14 protein-coding genes are annotated in these 18,556 nt (G+C 64.1%); 8 read left to right on the top strand and 6 right to left on the bottom strand.

Features of this window, described 5'->3' with window-relative positions; all coding sequences use genetic code 11:
• Positions 1-58 precede the first annotated feature (58 nt).
• From ACVINW_RS30995 to ACVINW_RS30975, 5 genes are all read left to right on the top strand, one after another.
• Positions 59-6,349, top strand: a complete 6,291-nt coding sequence (locus ACVINW_RS30995; RefSeq protein WP_456754773.1) for a HAMP domain-containing protein — start codon at positions 59-61, stop codon at positions 6,347-6,349.
• Positions 6,350-6,365: 16 nt separating this feature from the next.
• Positions 6,366-7,859, top strand: coding sequence for a sensor histidine kinase (locus ACVINW_RS30990; RefSeq protein ID WP_456756541.1), 1,494 nt, complete (start codon positions 6,366-6,368; stop codon positions 7,857-7,859).
• Positions 7,860-7,928: 69 nt separating this feature from the next.
• Entirely contained in the window at positions 7,929-9,086 is a 1,158-nt protein-coding gene (locus ACVINW_RS30985) for an HlyD family secretion protein (protein ID WP_456754772.1), read from the top strand.
• Entirely contained in the window at positions 9,083-10,696 is a 1,614-nt protein-coding gene (locus ACVINW_RS30980; protein WP_456754771.1) for a DHA2 family efflux MFS transporter permease subunit, read from the top strand. Before ACVINW_RS30985 ends, ACVINW_RS30980 begins: the two co-directional genes overlap by 4 nt.
• An 81-nt stretch (positions 10,697-10,777) precedes the next feature.
• Positions 10,778-12,121: a PQQ-dependent sugar dehydrogenase gene (locus ACVINW_RS30975; RefSeq protein WP_456754770.1), complete on the top strand. Its 1,344-nt coding sequence runs from the start codon at positions 10,778-10,780 to the stop codon at positions 12,119-12,121.
• Between the two features lie 11 nt (positions 12,122-12,132).
• Here ACVINW_RS30975 and ACVINW_RS30970 read toward each other — a convergent pair whose 3' ends face one another.
• Entirely contained in the window at positions 12,133-12,390 is a 258-nt protein-coding gene (locus ACVINW_RS30970) for a hypothetical protein (RefSeq protein WP_163153833.1), read from the bottom strand.
• Positions 12,391-12,589: 199 nt separating this feature from the next.
• Between ACVINW_RS30970 and ACVINW_RS30965 the strand changes: the two genes are divergently transcribed.
• Complete coding sequence (locus tag ACVINW_RS30965; RefSeq protein WP_456754769.1) at positions 12,590-13,408, top strand: aminoglycoside phosphotransferase family protein; 819 nt, start codon at positions 12,590-12,592, stop codon at positions 13,406-13,408.
• Positions 13,409-13,675: 267 nt separating this feature from the next.
• On the opposite strand, the gene ACVINW_RS30960 is transcribed toward ACVINW_RS30965, so the two are convergent.
• Positions 13,676-14,146 carry a winged helix-turn-helix transcriptional regulator gene (locus ACVINW_RS30960; protein ID WP_456754768.1) on the bottom strand — a complete coding sequence of 157 codons (471 nt, stop codon included), beginning with the start codon at positions 14,144-14,146 and terminating at the stop codon, positions 13,676-13,678.
• A gap of 143 nt (positions 14,147-14,289) precedes the next feature.
• Between ACVINW_RS30960 and ACVINW_RS30955 the strand changes: the two genes are divergently transcribed.
• Both ACVINW_RS30955 and ACVINW_RS30950 read left to right on the top strand, forming a co-directional pair.
• Positions 14,290-15,210: an alpha/beta fold hydrolase gene (locus ACVINW_RS30955; RefSeq protein WP_456754767.1), complete on the top strand. Its 921-nt coding sequence runs from the start codon at positions 14,290-14,292 to the stop codon at positions 15,208-15,210.
• Positions 15,211-15,377: 167 nt separating this feature from the next.
• Positions 15,378-15,650, top strand: coding sequence for a hypothetical protein (locus ACVINW_RS30950; protein WP_456754766.1), 273 nt, complete (start codon positions 15,378-15,380; stop codon positions 15,648-15,650).
• Between the two features lie 44 nt (positions 15,651-15,694).
• Here ACVINW_RS30950 and ACVINW_RS30945 read toward each other — a convergent pair whose 3' ends face one another.
• The 4 genes from ACVINW_RS30945 to ACVINW_RS30930 all read right to left on the bottom strand — a co-directional run bounded on the left by ACVINW_RS30945 (position 15,695) and on the right by ACVINW_RS30930 (position 18,442).
• Positions 15,695-16,792, bottom strand: a complete 1,098-nt coding sequence (locus ACVINW_RS30945; protein WP_456754765.1) for a 2OG-Fe(II) oxygenase — start codon at positions 16,790-16,792, stop codon at positions 15,695-15,697.
• 71 nt (positions 16,793-16,863) lie between these two features.
• A complete protein-coding gene (locus ACVINW_RS30940; protein WP_456754764.1) occupies positions 16,864-17,082 on the bottom strand; it encodes a hypothetical protein in 219 nt (72 codons plus the stop codon).
• On the bottom strand, positions 17,070-17,624 hold the full coding sequence (locus ACVINW_RS30935) for an SGNH/GDSL hydrolase family protein (RefSeq protein ID WP_456754763.1): 555 nt from the start codon (positions 17,622-17,624) through the stop codon (positions 17,070-17,072). The genes ACVINW_RS30940 and ACVINW_RS30935 overlap by 13 nt, the downstream gene beginning before the upstream one ends.
• Before the next feature lie 455 nt (positions 17,625-18,079).
• Positions 18,080-18,442 carry a winged helix-turn-helix transcriptional regulator gene (locus ACVINW_RS30930; RefSeq protein WP_456756540.1) on the bottom strand — a complete coding sequence of 121 codons (363 nt, stop codon included), beginning with the start codon at positions 18,440-18,442 and terminating at the stop codon, positions 18,080-18,082.
• Positions 18,443-18,556: the final 114 nt, after the last annotated feature.

Raw genomic sequence — 18,556 nt, 5'->3', positions numbered from 1 at the left:
TGGCTCTTCCGAGTCCTTGGATCCTTGGGACTCTTGGCCAGCGCGTAGGGGAAATTCCATGACCGATCTCGGTTCGCCGCCTCGTCCCCGTGCTGATACCCGTCGCGCCCAATCATCCAACGGAAGTCTCGACTCCTCGCACGATCTGCTGCAGTCGCTGCAGGCGATGCGCGGCGGCGACTTCTCGGTCCGGATGCGCGGCGACTATCTCGGGATCGACGGCAAGATCGCGGATGCCTTCAACGAAATCGCGGCTGCCAATGAGCGGATGGCGCAGCAATTGGCGCGCGTCGGACAGGTCGTCGGCCGCGAGGGACAGACCCGCCAGCGCGTCAATTTCGGCCTCGCCAGCGGCGCCTGGGCCGACATGGAGAGCTCGGTCAACACGCTGATCGACGACCTGCTGTGGCCGACCCGCGAGGTCACCCGCGCGGTCGCCGCGGTGGCGCAGGGCGATCTGCTGCAAACCGTGCAGCTCGACGTCGAGGGCAGGCCGCTGCGCGGCGAATTCCTGCAGTCGGCGAACATCGTCAACACGATGATCAAGCAGCTCTCGGTCTTCACCTCGGAGGTGACGCGCGTCGCCCGCGAAGTCGGCACCGAGGGCAAGCTCGGCGGCCAGGCTCAGGTGCCGGAAGTGACCGGCGTCTGGAAGGACCTGACCGAGAGCGTCAACTCGATGGCCAACAACCTGACCGGCCAGGTCCGCAACATCGCCGAGGTCACCATCGCAGTCGCCAACGGCGACTTGTCCAAGAAGATCACAGTCGACGTCCGCGGCGAGATCCTGCAGCTGAAAGAGGCCATCAACACGATGGTCGACCAGCTGCGTTCGTTCGCCTCGGAAGTGACGCGCGTGGCGCGCGAGGTCGGCACCGACGGCAAGCTCGGCGGCCAAGCCATCGTGCCCGGCGTCGCCGGCACCTGGAAGGATCTCACCGACTCGGTGAACGCGATGTGCGGCAATCTGACCGCCCAGGTCCGCAACATCGCCAACGTGACCACCGCGGTGGCCCGCGGCGACCTGTCGCGCAAGATCACGGTCGACGTGTCAGGCGAAATCCTCGAGCTGAAGGACACCATCAACACGATGGTCGACCAGCTCAACTCGTTCGCCTCGGAAGTGACGCGCGTGGCGCGCGAGGTCGGCACCGAAGGCAAGCTCGGCGGCCAGGCCCAGGTGCCCGGCGTCGCCGGCACCTGGAAAGACTTGACCGACAACGTCAACTTCATGGCGTCGAACCTGACCGCTCAGGTCCGCAACATCGCCGACGTCGCGACCGCGATCGCCGGCGGCGATCTGTCGAAGAAGATCACGGTGAACGTCTCGGGCGAGATCCTTCAGCTGAAGGAAACGCTCAACACCATGGTGGACCAGCTCAACGCATTCGCCTCGGAAGTGACGCGCGTGGCGCGCGAGGTCGGCACCGAAGGCAAGCTCGGTGGTCAAGCCAACGTGCTCGGCGTCGCCGGCACCTGGAAGGACCTGACCGACAACGTCAACTTCATGGCCTCGAATCTGACCGCGCAGGTCCGCAATATCGCAGGCGTCACCACCGCGGTCGCCAATGGCGACTTGTCGAAGAAGATCACGGTCGACGTGCGCGGCGAGATCCTTGAACTCAAGGACACCATCAACACGATGGTGGATCAGCTCAACGCCTTCGCCGGCGAGGTGACGCGTGTGGCGCGCGAGGTCGGCACCGAAGGCAAGCTCGGCGGCCAGGCCGAGGTGCGCGGCGTCGCCGGCACCTGGAAGGACCTCACCGACAGTGTCAACTCGATGGCCTCGAACCTGACTGCGCAGGTCCGCAACATCGCCGAGGTCGCGACCGCGGTGGCGAAGGGCGACCTGTCGAAGAAGATCACGGTGAACGTGTCGGGCGAAATCCTTCAGCTGAAGGAAACGCTCAACACGATGGTGGACCAGCTCAACGCCTTCGCCGGCGAGGTGACGCGTGTGGCGCGCGAGGTCGGCACCGACGGCAAGCTCGGCGGTCAGGCCGAGGTGCCCGGCGTCGCCGGCACCTGGAAGGACCTGACCGACAGCGTGAACTCGATGGCCGGCAACCTGACGGCCCAGGTCCGCAACATTGCCGAGGTCGCGACCGCGATCGCCGGCGGCGACCTGTCGCGCAAGATCACGGTCGACGTTCGCGGCGAGATCCTCCAGCTGAAGCAAACGCTGAACACGATGGTCGACCAGCTCAACCGCTTCGCCGGCGAGGTGACGCGCGTGGCGCGCGAGGTCGGCACCGACGGCAGCCTCGGCGGCCAGGCCAACGTGCCCGGCGTCGCCGGCACCTGGAAGGACCTGACCGACAACGTCAACTCGATGGCCGGCAACCTGACCGCGCAAGTCCGCAACATCGCCGAGGTGACGACCGCCGTTGCGCGCGGCGACCTGTCGCGCAAGATCACGGTCGACGTGAAGGGCGAAATCCTCGAGCTGAAGAATACCATCAACACGATGGTCGACCAGCTCAACGCCTTCGCGGGCGAGGTGACGCGCGTGGCGCGCGAGGTCGGCACCGAAGGCAAGCTCGGCGGCCAGGCCGAAGTGCCCGGCGTCGCCGGCACCTGGAAGGATCTGACCGACAACGTCAACTTCATGGCGTCCAACCTGACCGCGCAGGTCCGCAACATCGCCGAAGTGGCGAGCGCGATCGCCGGCGGCGACCTGTCGAAGAAGATCACGGTGGACGTGCGCGGCGAGATCCTGCTGCTCAAGGACACCCTGAATACGATGGTCGAGCAGCTGCGCTCGTTCGCCGCCGAAGTGACGCGCGTGGCGCGCGAGGTCGGCACCGAAGGGCGGCTCGGCGGCCAGGCAGTGGTGCCCGGCGTGGGCGGCACCTGGAAGGACCTGACCGACAACGTCAATCTGTTGGCCGCGAACCTGACCACCCAGGTCCGCAACATCGCGGAAGTGACGACCGCCGTCGCGCGCGGCGACCTGTCGCGCAAGATCACGGTCGACGTGAAGGGCGAAATCCTCGAGCTGAAGAACACCATCAACACGATGGTCGACCAGCTCAACGCCTTCGCCGGCGAGGTGACGCGCGTGGCGCGCGAGGTCGGCACCGAAGGCAAGCTCGGCGGCCAGGCCGAGGTGCCCGGTGTCGCCGGCACCTGGAAGGACCTCACCGACACCGTCAACGTCATGGCAGCGAACCTGACTGAGCAGGTGCGCGGCATCGTCAAGGTGGTGACCGCGGTCGCCAATGGCGACCTGAAGCAGAACCTGACGGTGAAGTCGAAGGGCGAGGTGGCCGCGCTCGCCGACACCATCAACAACATGACCGAGACGCTCGCGACCTTCGCCGAACAGGTCACCAGCGTGGCGCGCGAGGTCGGCGTCGAGGGACGGCTGGGCGGCCAGGCGAACGTGCCCGGCACCGCCGGCACCTGGAAGGATCTCACCGGCAATGTCAATTTGCTGGCGGCCAACCTGACCTCGCAGGTGCGTGCGATCGCGGAAGTGGCCACCGCCGTGACCAAGGGCGACCTGACGCGCTCGATCCAGGTCGACGTGCGCGGCGAGGTCGCCGAGCTCAAGGACAACATCAACACCATGATCGGCAACCTCCGTCTGACGACGGAGCGCAACACCGAACAGGACTGGCTGAAGACCAATCTGGCGCGCTTCACCAACATGCTGCAGGGCCAGCGCGACCTCGCGACCGTCGGCCGCCTGTTGCTGACCGAGCTGGCGCCGCTGATCAACGCCCATATGGGCGTGATCTATCAGGTGGACAACCCCGAGAATGCGCAGCTGCGCCTGCTGTCGGCCTATGCCAGCGACAGCAGCAACCCGCATCCGCAGATCGTCCAGTTCGGCGAGGGGTTGATCGGTCAATGCGCGCTCGACAAGCGCCAGCGCCTCGTCTCCGACATTCCGGGCGACGCAGTGCCGATCAATTCGGCCTTGATGCGGATCATGCCGAAGAACCTCGTCGTGTTCCCGGTGCTGTTCGAGAACCAGGTCAAGGCGGTGATCGAGCTGTCCTCGATCTCGTCGTTCACGACCTCGCAGATCACCTTCCTCGAACAGCTCACCGACAGCATCGGCATCGTGCTCAACAGCATCGAGGCGACGATGCAGACCGAGGCGCTGCTGAAACAGTCGCAACAGCTCGCCGGCGAGCTGCAGACCCAGCAGAAGGAATTGCAGCAGACCAACGACCAGCTCGAGCAGAAGGCCCAGCAGCTCGCCGAACGCAACGTCGACGTCGAGCGCAAGAACCAGGAGATCGAACAGGCCCGCCGCGCGCTGGAGGAGAAGGCGACCGAGCTGTCGCTGACCTCGAAGTACAAGTCGGAGTTCCTGGCCAACATGTCGCACGAGCTGCGGACGCCGTTGAACTCGATCCTGATCCTCGGCCAGCAGCTCACGGAAAACCCCGACGGCAATTTGACCGCCAAGCAGGTCGAGTTCGCCCGCACCATTCACGGCGCCGGCACCGACCTGTTGAACCTCATCAGCGACATCCTCGATCTGTCCAAGATCGAGTCCGGCACGGTGACGGTGGACGCTGAGGAGATTTTGACCTCGAGCCTGCTCGAGACTGTCGGGCGGCCGTTCCGGCATGAGGCCGAGAACCGTCACCTGTCCTTCAGCATCGACGTGGACGCCAACCTTGCGCGCAGCATGGTCACCGACTCCAAGCGGCTGCAGCAGGTGTTGAAGAACCTGTTGTCGAACGCGTTCAAGTTCACCGCGGAAGGCGGCGTCAGCCTGACCGTCTCGGCGGCCATCGGCGGCTGGAGCGCGGAGCACGCGATCCTCAACACCGCGCCTGCCGTGGTTGCGTTCGAAGTGTCGGATACCGGCATCGGTATTCCGCAGGACAAACAGAAGCTGATCTTCGAGGCGTTCCAGCAGGCCGACGCCGGCACCAGCCGCAAATACGGCGGCACCGGTCTTGGCCTTGCCATCAGCCGCGAGCTGGCGGGCCTGCTCGGCGGCGAGATCCATCTGCGCAGCGCGCCGGGCAGGGGCTCGAGCTTCACGCTCTACCTGCCGCTGAAATATGCCGGACCCTCGGTCGCACTGCGGCCGCAGGCTCAGCCGATACAAATGCCGCACACCTCGGCGCCGTCGCTGCAGGCGGCGAGTACGCAGGAGCGTGTGATCGAGCAGCTTCCGGATGACCGGCTCGATCTCGAGGCCGGCGACACCATCCTCTTGATCGTCGAGGACGACCCGCATTACGCGCGGGTGCTGATCGATCTGGCGCGCGACAAGGGCTTCAAGGTGCTGGTCGCAAGCCGAGGCGCCGAGGCGCTCGATCTCGCCAAGCAGTTCCAGCCGAGCGCGGTCTCGCTCGACGTCTTTCTGCCCGACATGCTGGGCTGGACCGTGCTGAGCCAGCTGAAGCACAATCCGCTGACCCGTCACATTCCGGTCCAGATCATCACGCTCGACGAGGATCGGCAGCACGCACTGGCGCGCGGCGCGTTCTCCTTCGTCAACAAGCCGACCACGACGGAAGGCGTCAGCGCGGCGCTGTCGCAGATCAAGGAATATGCCAGGCCGCGCCGCAAGCGCCTGCTGATCGTGGAGGACAATGCGGCCGAGCAGCTCAGCATCACCGAACTGCTCGGGCACGAGGATATCGAGATCGTGACCAGCGACACCGGGGCAGGAGCGCTCTCGACCTTGCGCGAACATCCCTGCGACTGCGTCGTGCTCGATCTGCGGCTGCCCGACATGAGCGGCTTCGAGGTGCTGGATCAGATCCGCAAGGACGAGACGCTGTCCAATATTCCCGTTGTCGTGTTTACGGGCCGGGAACTCTCGGCAGAGGAGGACGCGGAACTGCACACGATGGCGCGCAGCATTGTCGTCAAAGGTGTGGAGTCGCCCGAACGTCTGCTCGACGAAACGTCACTGTTCCTGCACCGTGTGATCACGGAATTGCCCGTCGAAAAACAGAGGATGCTGGAGAAGCTCAACAGTTCCGATGAGGATCTGATTGGCAAGACCGCGCTTCTGGTCGACGACGACGCCCGCAATATCTTCGCGCTGTCGAGCGTGCTGGAGCGGCGAGGTATGAAGGTGTTGACTGCGACAACAGGTCACGAGGCGATCTCGCTGGTCGAGTCCAACCCGAAGATCGCGATCGTGCTGATGGACATCATGATGCCTCAGATGGACGGTTACCAGACCATCGGCGCGATCCGGCAAAATCCCGCCTTTGCGCGGCTGCCGATCATCGCGCTGACCGCGAAGGCGATGAAAGGCGACCGCGAGAAATGCCTGGAGGCAGGTGCGTCCGACTATCTGGCGAAACCCGTGAACACCGAGCAATTGCTGCTGGCGATCCGCATGTGGCTGCACCGCTGATCGGCGATCGAACATGATGGACCATGAAAAGGTAAACATCCTTCTGGTCGATGACCAGCCGGCCAAGCTGCTGGCCTATGAGGTCATCCTGAAGGACCTCGGCGAGACGCTGGTCGCGGCGTCGTCCGGCCGCGAGGCACTGGAGTTCCTGCTGAAGAACGAAGTCGCGGTGATCCTGGTCGACGTCTGCATGCCCGAGCTCGACGGCTTCGAACTCGCGGCGATGATCCGCGAGCATCCGCGGTTCCAGAAGACCGCGATGATCTTCATCTCGGCGATCCAGGTCAGCGATATCGACCGGCTGCGCGGCTACGAAATGGGCGCGGTCGACTACGTCCCGGTGCCGGTCGTGCCCGAGGTGCTGCGGGCCAAGATCCGGGTGTTCGCCGAGCTCTACCGCAAGACACGGCAGCTCGAACGCCTCAACGCCGAGCTCGAGGACCGCGTGCGCGCGCGCACCGCCGAGCTCGAGCAGTCGACCACCCGGCTGGTCGAAAGCGAGGCGCGCCGCAGCATGGCGATTGCCGCCGGCAAAATGGGTTCATGGGACTGGGACTGGGTCAACGGCGACTGGATGTGGGACGAGGGCCAATACAAGATCTTCGGCGTCGATCCCAAAACCTTCGCGCTGACATCGGACAATATCCAGGGGCTGTTCCACCCCGACGATGTCGAAGAGCTGAAGCAGGCCTGGGCCGGGTTCGGCAACGGCCAGACGTCCTATGAAGCCGAATTCCGCGTCATGCGGCCGGATGGCGAGGTGCGCTGGTGCGTCGGCACGGCGGCGGCGACCAGCGACCGGAACGGCAGGGTGGTGCGGGTGAGCGGCGTGACCGTCGACATCACCGATCGCAAGAAGGCCGAGGAACGGCAGAGCCTGTTGACCCGCGAGGTCGACCATCGTGCCAAGAATGCGCTCGCGCTGGCGCAATCGATCGTGCGGTTGACGCGCGCGCAGAACGTGACCGCCTATGTGCGGGCGGTCGAGGGCCGCATCACGGCGCTGGCGCGGGTTCACACCGTGCTGTCGTTGTCGAGCTGGCAGGGGGCTGAGATCCGACGGCTGGTGACCGAAGAGATCGCGCCTTATTCCGAGGCCGGGCAAATCCAGATCGAGGGCGCCGAGGTGCAGTTGCAGCCCGCGACCGCGCAGACGTTGGCGCTGGCGCTGCATGAGCTCGTCACCAACTCCGCCAAATACGGCAGCCTGTCGGTGCTGCCGGGCCGGCTCGCGATCACCTGGGAAGTGCAGGACGACACGCTGATCCTGGCCTGGGTGGAATCCGGCGGGCCGCCGGTGACCAAGCCGAAGCAGAAGGGTTTCGGCACGCGAAGCGTGATCGCCAGTATCGAGACCCAGCTCGGTGGAAGGGCCGATTTCGATTGGCGCGCCGAGGGCCTGATCTGCCGGCTCACGGTTCCGCTCAAGTCGCTTGTTGCGGAGACCACGGCGTACCGCGACCTATCAGCAGCTGCGCGTGAGCCTATGGTCAGTTCCAGGGCCGTTTAGCAGGAACCAAGCCTCCGGCGCTGCGGTTAACGAGTGCTGATCGCTCCGTTCGTAGCCTGAGGTGCTGCCGTGGATGCCCAAACCCGAGAGCGCGGGCCCTCCGTTGAGGAACCGCGGCAGCCCAACCACGCTCCAGAGCAAAAAACGCGTCCAGACCGTGCGCCGCCCCCGCAGCCGGATACCGACCGCAAGCCGTCGATGCGCGACCGGCTCCGCGAGCACTGGATGCTTGCCACGGCCGGCGCCTGTCTGCTGCTGCTCGCGCTCGTTGGTGGCGTGATCTACTGGCTCAACGTCCGGCATTATGAATCGACCGACGACGCGTTTGTGGCTGCGCGCAGTTTTGCCGTTGCAGCAAAGGTCGGCGGCTACGTCGTCGAGGTCCCCGTCACCGACAACCAGCACGTCAATGCCGGCGATCTCCTCGCGCGGATCGATGAGCGTGACTACAAGATATCAGTCGATCAGGCCGAGGCGCAGGTTGCGGTCGCCGAGGCCAATATCGCCAACGTCGAGGCTCAGATCGACAGCCAGCAGGAGCAGATCAAGGAAGCCAGGGCGCAGGCGCAACAGGCCGAAGCACAACTGAAATTTGCCGAGCAAGAGGCCGCCCGCGCGCAAGATCTCGTCGAGAAGGGGGCCGGCACGGTGCAGCGCCAGCAGCAGACACGCTCCGACCTCGACGCTCAACAGGCCAATGCGAGCCGCGCGAGGACAGCGGTGACCGCGGCCGAGCTCGGCGTCAAGACGCTCGACGCTCAGCTCAAGAGCAGCAAGGCATCGCTGGAGCAGGCGCAGACGCAGCTCGATCAAGCCAAGCTGAATTTGCAATACACCCGCATCACTGCGGCGCAGTCCGGACGCGTCGTCAAGCTGAGCGGTGCGGTCGGCACCTTTGTCGCGCCGGCACAGAGCGTCATGATGCTCGTCCCTGACGAAGTCTGGATCACCGCAAACTACAAGGAAACGCAGCTGACCGACATGCGTCCGGGTCAGCCGGTCGAAGTCAGGATCGACGCCTATCCGGGACGCAAGCTCACCGGCCACGTGGCTTCGGTTCAACCCGGCTCGGGCACTGCGTTCAGCCTGTTGCCGGCGGAGAACGCGACCGGCAATTTCGTCAAGGTCGTGCAGCGCGTTCCCGTGAAGATCGTGGTCGACAACTGGCCTGATGATGTGCCGGTCGGGCCGGGCATGTCGGTCGTGCCCTGGACCAGGGTGCGATGAGCGAGGTCGCGGCAGGTGGCGGCGCGGCCTGGTCGCCCGAGCGTTCGGCTGCGGGCGGGCATAATCCCTATCTGATTGCCTTCGTCGTCTCGATCGCGACCTTCATGGAGGTGCTCGACACCACGATCGCGAACGTTGCGTTGCGCCACATCGCGGGCGGATTGGCCGTCGGCATCGACGAGAGCACCTATGTCATCACCAGCTATCTCGTTGCCAATGCCATCGTGCTGTCGATCTCGGGCTGGCTGTCGACCGTGATCGGCCGCAAGCGGTTCTACATGATCTGCGTCGCCACGTTCGCCTTCGCCTCGCTGCTGTGCGGATTGGCCTGGAGCCTGGAGGCGCTGGTTCTGTTTCGGATCATCCAGGGCCTCGGCGGCGGCGGGATGGCGACCAGCGAGCAGGCGATCCTTGCCGACTCCTTTCCGCCGGCCAAGCGGGGCCAGGCATTCGCGATCTACGGCGTGGCAGTGGTGGTTGCTCCCGTGATCGGGCCGACGCTCGGCGGCTGGATCACCGACACCTACACCTGGCACTGGATCTTCCTGATCAACGTGCCGATGGGCTTGATCTCACTGTTCCTGGTTGGGACCCTGGTCAAGGAGCCGTCCGGCGCCGAAGAGGAGCGCAAGGAACTGCTCAAGAACGGCCTGCGCGTCGACTATATCGGCTTCGTGCTGGTCGCGATCGGGCTCGGCTCGCTTGAATTCGTGTTGGACGAAGGCCAACGCAAGGACTGGTTCGGGTCCGACATGATCACGGGCTTCGCACTGGCGTCGGCGGTTTGCCTGATTGCGCTGATCCCCTGGGAGCTGACGCGCAAGGATCCGATCGTCGATCTCCGCCTGCTGGGACGCCGCCAGTTCGGATCGTGCTTCCTGGTGATGCTGTGCACCGGCGCCGTCCTGATCTCGTCGACGCAGCTGATACCGCAATTGTTGCAGACCGAGCTGAACTATACCGCGTTTCTTGCCGGGCTCGCGCTGTCACCCGGCGGCATCGTCACCCTGATCCTGATGCCGGTGGTCGGCAATCTCGTCAGCCGTGTTCAGCCGAAATATCTGATCGCGCTCGGCGGTTGCATCGTCGCGTTCTCGATGTGGCATCTGACCGGGCTGAACGGCGACATCACTTATGGCTATGCCGCGCTGGCGCGCATCTTCCTCTCCGCGGGGCTTCCGTTCCTGTTCCTGCCGGTCACGACAGCGTCTTATGACGGCGTGCCGGCGGACAAGACCAACCAGGCCTCGGCGCTGATCAACGTCGCGCGCAATATCGGTGGATCGATGGGCGTCGCACTGGCGCAAACAGCGCTGGCGCAGCGCCAGCAATTTCACCAGAGCCGGCTGATCGAGCATGCCGCGCCGTCCGATCTTGGGTATCAGCAAACCATCGACACGATGACGCGCTACTTCCAGGCGCAGGGATCGAATGCGTCGGACGCCGCATCTCAGGCGATCGCCTGGGTGGGCCAGACCCTGCAGCAGCAGGTCGATCTCCTTGCTTACATCGACGTGTTCTGGATGCTTTCGATCGTCGGCCTCGTGATGATCCCGCTTGCCTTGATCATCAAGCCGGTCGACCTGGCTGGACCGCCAAAGGGACACTAGGGCAGACGACATTGTGAATGCGGCTAGCAGCCGAACCGCGCTATGAATTGCGTGGCTGTTAGGATTTCACGTGAGGCGCAAATGCATAAAACGAAACTTGCCGGCGTGAGTCTGTCCGTCATTTTCCTCGCTACGGTCGGCATTGCGCGATCAGATGCCGAGCCTGTCCTCAAAGGCGCGGACGCCTTCGGCGACTGGCAGCGTGACAAGCCCGGCACGGTGCGCCTGATCACGTCGCAGGACTTGCCCAGACCGGGTGCTACGGCCTCCAGCAGCAATTCGTCGCGCGTGGTGCGGCGGCCTGCCTCGGCCGTGCCGCAGGTGCCGGCGGGATTCAAGGTCGAGCTGTTCGCGAGCGGGTTGAGCGGCCCCCGGATCATCCGGACCGCGCCCAATGGCGACATCCTCGTCGCGGAAACCGGCTCCGGTCGCATTCGCGTCCTGCGCAGCGAGAGTGGCGCCAGCAAGCCGGCCACCAATGAAGTCTACGCCACCGGATTGAACCGGCCGTTCGGCATCGCGTTCTTCCCGAGCGGCGATGATCCGCAATGGCTCTATGTCGCCAACACCGACAGCGTCGTGCGCTTTGCCTACCGCAGCGGCGATCTCAAGGCACAAGAAAGACCCGAGACGATCGTCGCCAATCTTCCGCACGGCTACGGCCATTCCACGCGTGACATCGCCTTCACACCCGACAATAAGCGGATGCTGGTGTCGGTCGGCTCCGCTGGCAACGCAGGCGAGGGGCTTGGCCAGCCACCTGGTGGCATCGAGGCCTGGAGCCGCGACCATGCGCTTGGCGCAGCGTGGGGAGCCGAGACCGATCGCGCCGCCGTGCTCGCCTTCGATCCCGACGGCAAGAACCGGAAGCTGTTCGCCACCGGTATCCGCAACTGCGTGGGGCTGGCAATCCAGCCCGGCAGCGGCACGCCCTGGTGTTCGACCAACGAGCGCGACGGCCGCGGCGACAATCTCGTGCCCGACTATGTGACACGCATTCGCGAAGGGGCGTTCTACGGCTGGCCCTGGTACTATATCGGTGCCAACGAGGACCCGGCGCATGCCGATGCGCGGCCGGACCTCAAGGACAAGGTGACGGTCCCCGACGTGCTGTTGCAGGCCCACTCGGCCTCGCTTGGCCTGACCTTCTACACCGGCAGCAACTTTCCGTCCGAGTATCGCGGCGATGGCTTTGCCGCCGAGCACGGCTCGTGGAATCGATCCAAGCGCACCGGCTACAAGGTCATTCGCATCAGGCTGAAGGACGGCGTGCCGACCGGCGAATATGAGGATTTCGTCACCGGCTTTGTCCTCGGCGACAATGAGGTCTGGGGCCGCCCGGTCGGCGTGACCGTGGCGCGCGACGGCGCGCTGCTGGTCTCCGAAGACGGCAACGGCACGATCTGGCGCGTCAGCCACGAGTAGCCGTCGGGTCGCTATCCCAGCCCGTCCTTGAGGCCGTAGTCCTCGTAGATCGTGAGCGGGTCGGTATCCGGAAACAACCGGCACTTGGCCTGCGCCAGATGCAGCGTGACGGCGCCGGCCTCGCACCGCGCGGTCAGGATTTTCCGGACATCCTCCATGTGCGCGCGCGGCTGGTGCTTCGACGGCAGCTGTTCAAGCGCAACCAGCGCCGTGGCCAGGGCCTCCGTCACCACCCATTCGTCGTGTCCGGTAATTCCCTTTCGCGGCATCGCCACATCCTCCGTCACACCGGCTGCAACATTGTAGCGCGAGAAGGGTGGGGGCTGTCATCAGCCAACATGGCCACGGCCGCAGGGAACTGGCTGGAGGAAGCCCTGCCACGATGCGCCGCAGGGAACCGGCGTGGCAGCGCGTGCGGGCAATGATTAGAACGTCGGTCAAGCGCCTTCATCCCAATCAGCCAGCCAGATGTTCGAACCCTATCTCTCGGCCTGGAGCCTCGTTCCCGACGGCAATCCGATCGTGACCCGTGCTGCACGGTTGCTGCCGGTGCGGCGACACGGGATGCCTGCCATGCTCAAGCTCTCGCACGAGGTGGACGAACGCCTCGGCGCCATTGTGATGGAGTGGTGGGACGGCGACGGTGCGGCGCGGGTCCTTGCCCGCGACGGCGACGCGGTGTTGCTCGAACGGGCGATGGGATCGACATCGCTGAGCGAGATGGCACGAACCGGCCGGGACGACGACGCCTGCCGAATCCTCTGTGCAACGGCTGACCGGCTCCACGCCGAGCGAACCAAACCGCGGCCGGACCTGACGCCGCTCACACACTGGTTTCGCGAGTTGTGGCCCGCAGCGAGGACGCATGGCGGCATCCTGAACCGATCGGCTGAGATCGCTGAAGCGCTGCTCGCCGATCAGCGCGAGATCGTGGTGCTGCATGGCGACCTGCACCATGACAATGTGCTCGACTTCGGCGCGCGCGGCTGGCTGGCGATCGATCCAAAGCATCTCGTCGGCGACCGCGGCTTCGACTTCGCCAACATCTTCACCAATCCGGATCTTGCCGATCCGACACGCCCCGTCGCAACCGAGCAAGGCCGCTTTGCACGGCGTCTCGACATCGTCCTGGAAGAAGCGCGGCTCGATCGCCGGCGCCTGCTGTCATGGATCATCGCCTGGACCGGCCTGTCGGCGGCATGGTTTCTCGGCGACGGCGATCCGCTCGCCGACATCGATCTGCAGATTGCAAGGCTTGCCGCAGCCGAGCTCGACCGGATGGCGTAGGGCGCGCAGAGCGATTATGCCGCTACCGCACTCGCTCCACTCAGCGACACGCTCAGAATTCGCCACTTCGATATGTCGAAGAAGTAGGCGGCCTTGATGCGCGCGGAGGCGGGGTCCGGCGCTTGAATTGCCGTGTGGAATTTCCGCTCCCCATCGCTCAGCGAAATCCGGAATGTCTGCATTGGTCGAACCTCCACGCGCCGATGCTGCGGCAAGGAGGGTTAAGATCCGGTTGCTGCTTGCGACGCGCGCAAATTGCGGCGCTTGTTATGCGGGCGCGTTTGAGCGCAGCGCCGGCGGAAGCCGCACCATTGTGTCCTCGGCACCGACCACGCGTCCGTCCTGCGCGCGCAACTCAAGCCGGCGCACCGGCAAGCCGTTCTTCTTGTCGACCAGCAGCACATGCGCCTCATCGGGGTCGAAGAAGAAATCCTCGCCCCATTGCCGGAGCGCGACGAGGAGCGGGAAGAGCCCGCGCCCCTTCTCGGTCAGCACATATTCCTGATACGGGCTGCCGTCGGCTGCCGGCACCGTCTCCATGATGCCGTGCGCGAGCAGATTGCGCAGCCGGGCCGAGAGGATGTTCTTGGCTAGCCCGAGGCTCTTCTGAAACTCGCCGAACCGGCGCAGCCCGTCGAACGCATCGCGGACGATCAGGAGCGACCACCAGTCGCCGATCGCATCCAGCGGCCGGGCCACGCCGCACAAGGACTCCCTGTGGCTCACTCTCTTGGCCATCGCGATTCGCCTGACGCTCCCTTGGTTTCGCGGGGTCGATCGGCTCGGTGTCAGGTCCGACCGTCGGGCTGATATAGCGGTTGCAAATTGAAACCTCAAGCGATACACGCTGGTTTCAAACTAAAACCATCGTGAGGTTCGCCATGATCCAAGCCGACGCCACGTTCGACGGCACCTTTCCGTTCGCGCCACATTTCAGCGCAGCTCCGGGCTTCCAGATGCACTATCTCGACGAAGGCCCGCGGGACGGCGAGGTGGTGCTGTGCCTGCACGGCGAACCGACCTGGGGCTATCTGTTCCGCCATCTGGTGCCGGTGCTGAGCGCAACGCATCGCGTGGTAGTTCCGGATCACATGGGCTTCGGCAAGAGCGCGACGCCGGCGCAGCGCAGCTATTGGCTGCAGGACCATGTCGACAATCTCGAAGCGCTGGTCGGCGCACTCGACCTCACCGACATCACCCTCGTCATGCATGATTTCGGCGGACCGGTCGGCATGGGATTCGCCGCGCGCCATCCGGATCGCATCCGGCGCATCATCTCGGCCAACGGGCCGACGCCGTTCGGGCAGCGCGACCTGGTCGAGCGCGTGGTCGCAAACGCCGAGGTCTCGCCCTGGTTTCAATGGATCGCCAGGGCCGAGGCAAGCGATGAACTCGAACCGGTGCTTGGACAGCTCGGCTTCAACATCCTGAGCACGCTGAAACTCAACGGCTTCGAGAACAATGCGGTCATCACCGACGCCTGGCTCGCGGCCTACGGCGCGCCGTTCGCGCGTCCCGCCGATTGCCTCGGCGCGATCGGGTGGGCCAAGGGCTTTGCCACCGGCGCACATACGTTCGCAGCACCCGATCCCGCCGCCGACCGCCTGATCCGCAGCAAGCCCGCGCTCGCGATCTGGGGCGAGGCGGACCGCACGCTGCGTGCCGAGCATTTCCTGCCGCTGTTTTCCGCGATCTTCCCGGCGGCCCCGATCAGGCGTCTTGCCGGTGTCGGGCACTACTGCTTCGAGGATGCCCCGCAGGAGATCTCCGGCCTGATCGCGGAGTTCGTCCGGCAGACCTGACGTTGATCAGTCGAGAAAACGCGGCAAACGAGCCTGGGGTCCGTTGTATCAGCCGGCAGGCGGCTGATCGCTGGTCTGTGAAGAATGCTATTGACGCCTTGCGGGTTAGCTCGACAATTGCCGTAACGCGAAGCCAAGCCGTTTATGTTTACTCGAAGGAGTTTTAGATGAGGATTGTCCCGTTCGCTGCATGTCTTATCATCGTTTGTCATGGCGCGGCCGCTCAAACTTCCGGATGCTCGGCCATTTCGAACGCGAGCGATCGACTGTCCTGCTATGACAAGGCCGCGTCGATCGCAGGCAGCAGCCCGGAGAAAGACAAGACCGCGCCATCAGGTACTTCAGAAGCGCCATCGAAGAAACGAAGCGTTGTCGAGATGCTTGCCGATGAGAACGCAAAACTGAACGCAAAGCTCAAAACCATATGCCGCGGCTGCTGACGTCGATGAAATCCAAATCGGTCATCCACCGGCAGCGAGACCCGTTACTGATCGGGCTTTGTAATGAAGCTCCGGTTTTGATCGCGGATCTCCGCAGCCGCTTCGTCGTAGAGGAAGGGGAGGAAGGCATAGCGCCTTCCGCGCGTGACCAAACTCACGGCGTGCAATAATGAGCAAGAGAAGACCACGGCGCACCCCGGGGGCGGCTTGAATGATTGAGGTCCGTATTCGGGAAAACCGATTTCGCCTCCCTCAAAATCCTGGTTTAGATTGATTGAAACCGCAAAGCGGCGGTGGGCCGTTCCCTTGGTCGTGTTGTCACGATGGGGCGCAAAGTGCGCGTTGTCGGCGGCGTCGTAGCAGCCGACCATGTATCGTTCGATGTGAGTGGCCTTGAATTGGTGAACCTTGGCAATCTCCGGGACGATCGCTCGATCGATTCTCTGGTCGACCTGCCGCCTCAGTTCGACATCTTCCAGAAGATAATCTCTCCGCGCCTTGAATCGCAGGTCCGTCACACCGACCGTCTTGCCGTCGATCTCACGCATGACGCCGGACATTTGGCCGCCGTTCGCCTCATAAAGATCGATCAGGCGCTTGCAGAAGCTCGGTTCGAAGACATTCGGCAGATAGAGGATCGGGGCCTGCAAACGTATTCCAGAGAAGCGATCTGGCGGCGGCAGAGAACGCAGGTGCGATATCAGCCAGGAGGTTCGCGCAATCGGAAGCAAGCCGATTACCCGCAGCGTTGGATCGATCAGCACCCACATCCGCGTGTAGCGGGATTGCTTGGCTTGGCCCTCCGAAATTGCCCCGTAGAGACGGCTAACTTTGCCGTCGAAATCCAAAAAATACTTAACACCGTCTCTCTCGGATATCTTCTGCTCAGCCTTGTCCTTTTGATCGACCGTCACGCCATAGAAGGCCGCGTGCTTTCCGTTGAAAACGTCAGCCGCGTCCAGAACCTGCTGGATCAATTCGCGTGCCGGATCGTCACCCGCGCTGCCAAGAAAACAGAGTGCGAGATACCGGCCGGCAGCGGTCGAAAACGTATAATTCGGTACCGAGAGCGTTTGTTGTGAAAACCACGGGGCTGCGCTTCCCGGACCAATGTCCGGCTTCTCCTCGTGACTTTGAATCATCCGATCACCTCAATTATTCATCCGAATATGAATTTCGCTTCACGCGGCCACAGCGAGCGCCAAACGAGGGATCACTGCAATGCGGCCGGGTGCCCGACATGGCCGTCCACCGCCCGAGCGGCGCGCACGATGGTGGCCATGCCCAACTGAATGGCGATGAAGATGCCACGAATGCTCCAAAATGCCCAGCGGCTGGCGTGAGCCGGCCGCCGTTGCGAGCACGCGAGGTCTGGTTTGAATAGACCGGGTGAACCGCACAAGGCGATCCGTCCCCGGATCACATGGTGCATTCCGCCGAGATCGCCGCCTCGAGCGCCGGCACCCAGGCGCGGTACGCGGCAGCGGTGAAGTGAATGCCGTCGGGCATCTTCGCGCCGGACGGCAGATGCGGGTCGATGAAGCGAATGCCGCGCGCGGCCGCGGCCGCTTCGATCGCCTGATTGGTCGCGCGGTCGGCGGCCACGGCAATCGCCACCAGCGGCCGCGTCGACAGCGGCTTGACGGTGTCGATGAGGTCGGCGAAGTCGCGTTGCGCCGTTGGCGATCCGGCATCGTTCGCGCCGACTGCGAGCACGAGCAGGAACGCGTCCTGGTCGGCGAGCAGGCGCCCGGCGAGGCGCGTTGCCTCCCGAATGGTCTGGCCGCCAACGCCGGCATTGATGACCGGACGTCCGCAAAGCTGCCGCGGCAGCGGCGCCATTTCAGTGATGCTGTCGCCAAGCACGACGATCGGCGCCGTTGCGCCACTGAGCGCGGCGCGGATCATGAATTCGCGCACCGCGGCATGATCGTGAAAGGCGTGCCGCGATACTTCCCCGAAGCGGCTGCGCATCCTTTGCAGCTCCGCAAAGGAAGCGACAAAAGCGACCAGAAAAATGACGGCCAAAAGCCACGGAAGTGCGCGACGCATTGCGTCTCAGCGCTACCATCGCGACTTCAGCCCGGGCAATATTCAGAAACAACCGTACAACGCCGGAGCGTTCACTTTCTGCGGATCGCGCGTAGCGGGAGGTTACGGGATACGGCTGCGCGCAGCCTGTTACCTCTATGCTGTCTGTTCGATCGTTGTCGCCTCCGCACCCGCGTGGTCTTGCTCTTGGATCTGAGTGAGGCAGCACGGCGCGCGCGACCGGGGCGCTGGCGGGCCGGGAACGATGAAGATGGGCACTATGTCTGCGTCATAGCCACCTGAAACCCGCTACAGTCCTGCTTCTTCGAGTAGCAGGCAGAAAGACGCCGTCACGGGCGTAGACCAGATAGTGGCTTATCCCGTTCGCTCGACCAGCCTCAGTGACTTGCGTCGTATCGCGAACGGTTAGCGTGAATGGTTGCTATGTTCGCGCGCGTCCACTGCGCCAGATGCCGCACAGGTTCCGACAGCGAGTGCCCCAGCGCGGTCAGCGTATATTCGACCTGCGGGGGTGTGGTGGGACAGACAGTCCGCTCAACCATGCCGTCCCGCTCGAGCGTTTTCAGAGTTCGCGTCAGCATTTGCTGCGAGATGTCGCCGACCTGACGCTTCAGCTCGTTGAAACGGCGCGGCTGGTCGCGAAGCGCAACCACAACCTGCATCGTCCACTTGTCTCCTACGCGGCTGAGTACCTCGCTAACCTGGCGGCAGTCGGGGGGAGCCTCGGGTGACGAAGGCATATCCATCTGACTTGCTCCCAAAAATATGCGTTCTTGGAAGGCCTCCGATAGTCACTTAGGTGGTGGTGGTCAATATCGTTGACCACGTAGACCTCGAACATGCTTCACCCCACC

Source organism: Bradyrhizobium sp. USDA 4461 (genome assembly GCF_054055655.1).
The sequence above is the reverse complement of the archived record's forward strand: the minus strand, read 5'-3'. Positions and strand labels throughout refer to the sequence as shown.

Bases quoted from the DNA above. Each gene is read 5' to 3' on its own strand.
- ACVINW_RS30995 (WP_456754773.1), top strand. From the start codon at position 59: ATGACCGATCTCGGTTCGCCGCCTCGTCCCCGTGCTGATACCCGTCGC.
- ACVINW_RS30990 (WP_456756541.1), top strand. From the start codon at position 6,366: ATGGACCATGAAAAGGTAAACATCCTTCTGGTCGATGACCAGCCGGCC.
- ACVINW_RS30980 (WP_456754771.1), top strand. From the start codon at position 9,083: ATGAGCGAGGTCGCGGCAGGTGGCGGCGCGGCCTGGTCGCCCGAGCGT.
- ACVINW_RS30975 (WP_456754770.1), top strand. From the start codon at position 10,778: ATGCATAAAACGAAACTTGCCGGCGTGAGTCTGTCCGTCATTTTCCTC.
- ACVINW_RS30970 (WP_163153833.1), bottom strand. From the start codon at position 12,390: ATGCCGCGAAAGGGAATTACCGGACACGACGAATGGGTGGTGACGGAG.
- ACVINW_RS30965 (WP_456754769.1), top strand. From the start codon at position 12,590: ATGTTCGAACCCTATCTCTCGGCCTGGAGCCTCGTTCCCGACGGCAAT.
- ACVINW_RS30960 (WP_456754768.1), bottom strand. From the start codon at position 14,146: ATGGCCAAGAGAGTGAGCCACAGGGAGTCCTTGTGCGGCGTGGCCCGG.
- ACVINW_RS30955 (WP_456754767.1), top strand. From the start codon at position 14,290: ATGATCCAAGCCGACGCCACGTTCGACGGCACCTTTCCGTTCGCGCCA.
- ACVINW_RS30950 (WP_456754766.1), top strand. From the start codon at position 15,378: ATGAGGATTGTCCCGTTCGCTGCATGTCTTATCATCGTTTGTCATGGC.
- ACVINW_RS30945 (WP_456754765.1), bottom strand. From the start codon at position 16,792: ATGATTCAAAGTCACGAGGAGAAGCCGGACATTGGTCCGGGAAGCGCA.
- ACVINW_RS30940 (WP_456754764.1), bottom strand. From the start codon at position 17,082: ATGCACCATGTGATCCGGGGACGGATCGCCTTGTGCGGTTCACCCGGT.
- ACVINW_RS30935 (WP_456754763.1), bottom strand. From the start codon at position 17,624: ATGCGCAGCCGCTTCGGGGAAGTATCGCGGCACGCCTTTCACGATCAT.
- ACVINW_RS30930 (WP_456756540.1), bottom strand. From the start codon at position 18,442: ATGCCTTCGTCACCCGAGGCTCCCCCCGACTGCCGCCAGGTTAGCGAG.